The organism is Hyphomonas atlantica corrig., assembly GCF_000682715.1.
Lineage (GTDB): Bacteria > Pseudomonadota > Alphaproteobacteria > Caulobacterales > Hyphomonadaceae > Hyphomonas > Hyphomonas atlantica.
The window spans coordinates 1-4,238 of sequence record NZ_AWFH01000029.1 but is presented as its reverse complement, the minus strand read 5'-3'; the positions used below and the strand labels follow the sequence as shown (position 1 = coordinate 4,238).

The window sequence follows — 4,238 nt, the reverse complement described above, 5'->3', positions numbered from 1 at the left end:
ATAACGGACCACTTTTCGGGAGGCAGACCAGCGTCATGTTTCGTCGGTACTTGCTACCATGATTTCGAAATTGTGACTCCGTACAATGCCGGTTCAGTCAGAAACACATTGCTATAAAGTCCAGGGCTGTCGTCCTGCAAATAGGCTCCCGTTATCACCTCTTCGTCAAACAGGTTTTTGGCAAAAGCTGTGATTTGGAAGCCGGTGTCATTATTCGCCAAGACAAGAGAAAGATTGACATTTTCCCAGCTGGAAATCTCGTCGCGCGGAACATTCCAGATACGAGCAAAGCTCTCCGTCTGATAGTAATAATCACCGCGGATTGTCAGATCCCAGCTACTATTACCAAGAGATGGAAAAGTATACTCCGCTGCCAAGTTTAGCGTAGTATCCGGAGCACCCGGCAGATTGTTGTCGCTGAGGTTTTTGTTGACGCCGTCGAATGGCGTCAATGCGCCGATTGTGCGGAGTGATCCGTCCCCATCGACATAGGACACATTTCCCAGCCCAAAAGTCGCCTCCTGACCTGCAAAACTGCCAAGACACAGCCCAGCGGTAGAGCCCGCGCCAAGTTGCCCGGCCTCGATTGCGCCTAAAATCGTTGCATACCCTTCTGCGGAAACAGCGCAGTTCGAATAGCTTGCCGCGTTCTTCAGAACCACGAAATCGGAGTTACCGGCCGTGCGATCAAGGACGTCAATCGCAAAAACATCAACCAGCTTAGATTCGAGCAAACCGATATTTGCAGACAGCAGCCAGTTACTTCCGGGCGCCCAAAGATATTCAATCTCCAGGCCGTACACCTCAGCATCGACATTGAAATTCACCGATGAGCGGTTGATCACCTGAGTGATCTGATAATCCGTATAGTCATAATAGAAGCCTGCGAGATTAAGTTGCTGTGTGCCTCCTGCGAACCGATTCTTGGTTCCCATTTCGTATGCATTGATGAACTCTGGTTCAAAAGTTGATGGGAATGCGTTGGCATTTTCCGAAGGCTGCGGTGGGTTTATACCACCTCCCTTGTAACCGCGGGAGTAAAAGCCATACAGAAGCGTATCATCTGTGAACGACAAATCCGGTGTCCAATCAAATCCGGCGCGCCCTGTAACCTCTTCAAATTCAACCTCGAAAATTCCGTCGACATTTCCGTCCAGGTTCGTCTCTGTCGCCGGATCCGGAACCGGAGCTAATGGATCCGCGCGGACGACATCAGGCGTGAAGAGATAGGTCGGAATATTCTTTTGCGACTTTTCATCCTTCGTGTAGCGCAATCCGAGCGTGAAGGTCAGTTCATCATTTATATCATAATATGCTTCCCCGAAGAGCGCTGTCGACTGCAACTCATAAGGGGAAACTGTCCGGAAGTAATTTCGTCCCAAGCCGTTGAGTGAATTGCCGATATTTGAGTCGCCATCCACATTGGACTCATCAAGGCTTGCAGGGAATGGAACTCCCGGAATCACTGGTGGTCCACCAGCTGCAAGTGATGCGTTGTGTAATTGCAGCAGACCGGTAAGGGCATTGCTTATGAAGTAGTATCCATCGATTACATCGTCATTGCCCGCCTCATAGTCCATATAGATGGCGCCGAGATTGAAATTCAGCGGGCCACTAAAATCCGACTGTAGACGCAGTTCTTGTGTAAATGCCTCTGTTGTCTCACCGGATGGATCCGCCACCGTATAAAAGTTCGAAGGGCCGATCTGCGGGTCATTGACGACGCCGCCGGGGAAAACTGAATTATAGAGATCGACTTGCGGATTTATCCCTGGAGGAATTGCTGACAAGTCATTGAAGGTGATTGTGGGCTCGACTTTGGAGACATCCTCAAGAGAGAATACAGATGTTTCATTGAAACTCGACAATGAAGTCAATTTCAGGACTTCGTTAATGTCCCATGACAAACTAAGTGTCCACAGATCCTGTTCGGCTTGGTAAAATGGGTCAAATCCTGCCGCAATAGTTCGCAAATCCTGAATGGCTGGTGCCGTGAATGCATCTCCACTTAGCAGTCCAACCTGAACAGCTAGTCCACCCGCCAGCGTCGCGACCGAATTCACCGTATCGTGCGACTCGTCAAGAGGCGCACTTAGGCAGCCCTGAGACGTGAAAATCTGATCTTCGAAGGCGATGGGAATTCCCGCAAAGCTAGTATCTAGAGGGTCTTTCCGGCAAAGCTGCTTGCCCGAGCGAAGACGCGTATCGTCTTCTTCGAAATGTTCATATAATAGCCACCCACTAAATGAGTCGGTCGGCTCAAATCCAAGAGTGGCGCGGACTGACCACAAGTCCCGGTCGTCAATATCGTTGCCGGTGACTATATTATCAACGTACCCGTCGCGTTGCGTGAGAGATCCGGCAACTCGAAGGGCAACCCGTTCTCCTACGGGCAAATTGACCATGCCGTTAGCTTTTACTGAATTATAGTTCCCGTAAGTTAGCGCGGCGTCTGCCTGGAATTCTTCGAAAACCGGCTTGGCGGTGATCAGGTTGAACACTCCCCCATTAGCGTTTCGGCCATAGAGTGTTCCTTGTGGTCCACGGAGGATCTCGACCCTTTCAGTGTCAAAGAATTCCGATTCGAAAAGTCTGTTCGATTGAAGGGGGACGTCGTTCTGATGTATGCCCACCCCGGCATCGCCGGATGTTGCTACCACATCCACTCCTATGCCTCTGATTTTGAGGTTGAAGCCGGTAAATTGTCCTTTTGTGAACGACAGGTTCGGCACGGCTTTTGTGAGATCTGGACCACCAGTTAACTGGAGTCTATCAATTGCCTCTTCATCAAAAGCAGAAACAGCTATTGGTACGTTCTGAAGCGACTCTGAAGTTTTCTGAGTTGTGACAACAACTGTCCGCAGTTTTCTCACATCACCTTCTTCTTGAGCTTCGGCTGCGAACAAGACGCTCGAAACCGATACTGTTGTGTATAGAAATGCTGTCTTGGCCAATCTCGTGAAAATCATAATTTCCTCCCATTATGGTATCCGTCTATTGCGGATTTGCGCATCATTGTACGAAGTCATACCATATGCAAGCAGATGGGATGCCGGGGCATTTTATTTTTTCAGGGGGGGGCGAAGCTCAGTTCGCTAACATACAGTATGGACATGCCCGTAAATTTTGAGTAATGGAGTTTGCAACAGTTGGCAGTCCGAGTGCCCGCTGCTTTTCTGAGTGGTGGAATGTCAAAATTGTCGTTCCGACGAAGTGAGAAAGGTATCGCATCGTCAGGAAGACGTCCTCCCAACATTCCGTAGCTCTGGGAAACTTGCTGGCTAGATTAATCTAGCCAGCACTTTTTCTTGCTCTGAACATAACGGTTGAATATCGAGCTGCACAAAGCCAGACTGAACTTTTGACACCATGGCAAGGTTTGGTTGGAATGGCCCAAAAGAATAATCAAAGATTCGCTGACAGTGATTTCTTGAACGATGAGCGAATTGAACTGGCTTTTCTGATAGGCCGTGTCACGCGCGAGCTTCGGCGTCGATTCGATGTGGATATGGCTGCATTGGAACTGACGCGGGCACAATGGAGGGCGATGCTGTATGTTTTTCGGCTTTCTAACCCCACGCAAACTGAATTAGCCGAGATAATGGAGCTGGGGCGAGCTTCAGTCGGGGCTCTGATAGACCAATTAGAGCGGAGTGGATATGTATCCCGGGTCGCGGACAGTCAGGATCGTCGTGTGTGGAGAGTCGTGCCTTCCAGATTGGCACTCTCCCGGCGGTCTAAAATTGACCGGGCTGGAAGGCGCGTGGCCGCTGAGTTATTTGCGGAGTTCGAAGAGAAAGATCTTAGAAACCTCCGTCGATGTCTTGAAAAGCTAATCCCTAAGAATCCAGCCGAAAATTAAGCTGCGTGATTTCAGTAACTTGTGATTCTGACGCGCTTGGGTCTGGTGGTCCGGCCTTGGCGTTAAAATCCAGTGGCGATTTTGACCTTGCCACCATGGCATAGGCTGGCGTTACGGGCAAACTCGTCGGGAGATTGCCCATTGTGAGCCATGTGAAGCCGGCTCTCATTGGAGTCGCGCCTCCACGCCTCGATCAGCCGCCTTGCCTCGGCCAAGGAGGCGAACCAGTTGATGTTGAGGCACTCGTCCCGGAGCGATCCATTGAAGGACTCGACCTGAGCCCCAAGCGTCCCTCATTCATTTCGAGAGTCTAGCCCTTTCTGAACCGCTCCCAAAATTGCCCTCATTCGGGGCTGGAGTTTTTGGCGCTTCCTCA

Annotated in this window: 2 protein-coding genes and 1 pseudogene; 1 reads left to right on the top strand and 2 read right to left on the bottom strand. The window is 50.3% G+C overall.

The genetic code is table 11. From position 1 onward, the window contains the following. Positions 1 to 53: 53 nt before the first annotated feature. Positions 54 to 2,969 carry a TonB-dependent receptor gene (locus tag HY36_RS11375; protein WP_034766449.1) on the bottom strand — a complete coding sequence of 972 codons (2,916 nt, stop codon included), beginning with the start codon at positions 2,967 to 2,969 and terminating at the stop codon, positions 54 to 56. A gap of 419 nt (positions 2,970 to 3,388) precedes the next feature. Between HY36_RS11375 and HY36_RS18895 the strand changes: the two genes are divergently transcribed. Further along, the gene (locus HY36_RS18895; protein WP_051599949.1) at positions 3,389 to 3,862 is read left to right on the top strand and encodes a MarR family winged helix-turn-helix transcriptional regulator; all 474 of its coding nucleotides are present in this window, start codon (positions 3,389 to 3,391) and stop codon (positions 3,860 to 3,862) included. Positions 3,863 to 3,924: 62 nt separating this feature from the next. On the opposite strand, the pseudogene HY36_RS18175 reads toward HY36_RS18895, so the two are convergent. Beyond that, positions 3,925 to 4,152 (bottom strand): annotated as a pseudogene (locus tag HY36_RS18175) (integrase core domain-containing protein); the annotation flags it as partial. Positions 4,153 to 4,238 lie beyond the last annotated feature (86 nt).

Bases quoted from the DNA above. Each gene is read 5' to 3' on its own strand.
- HY36_RS11375 (WP_034766449.1), bottom strand. From the start codon at position 2,969: ATGATTTTCACGAGATTGGCCAAGACAGCATTTCTATACACAACAGTA.
- HY36_RS18895 (WP_051599949.1), top strand. From the start codon at position 3,389: ATGGCCCAAAAGAATAATCAAAGATTCGCTGACAGTGATTTCTTGAAC.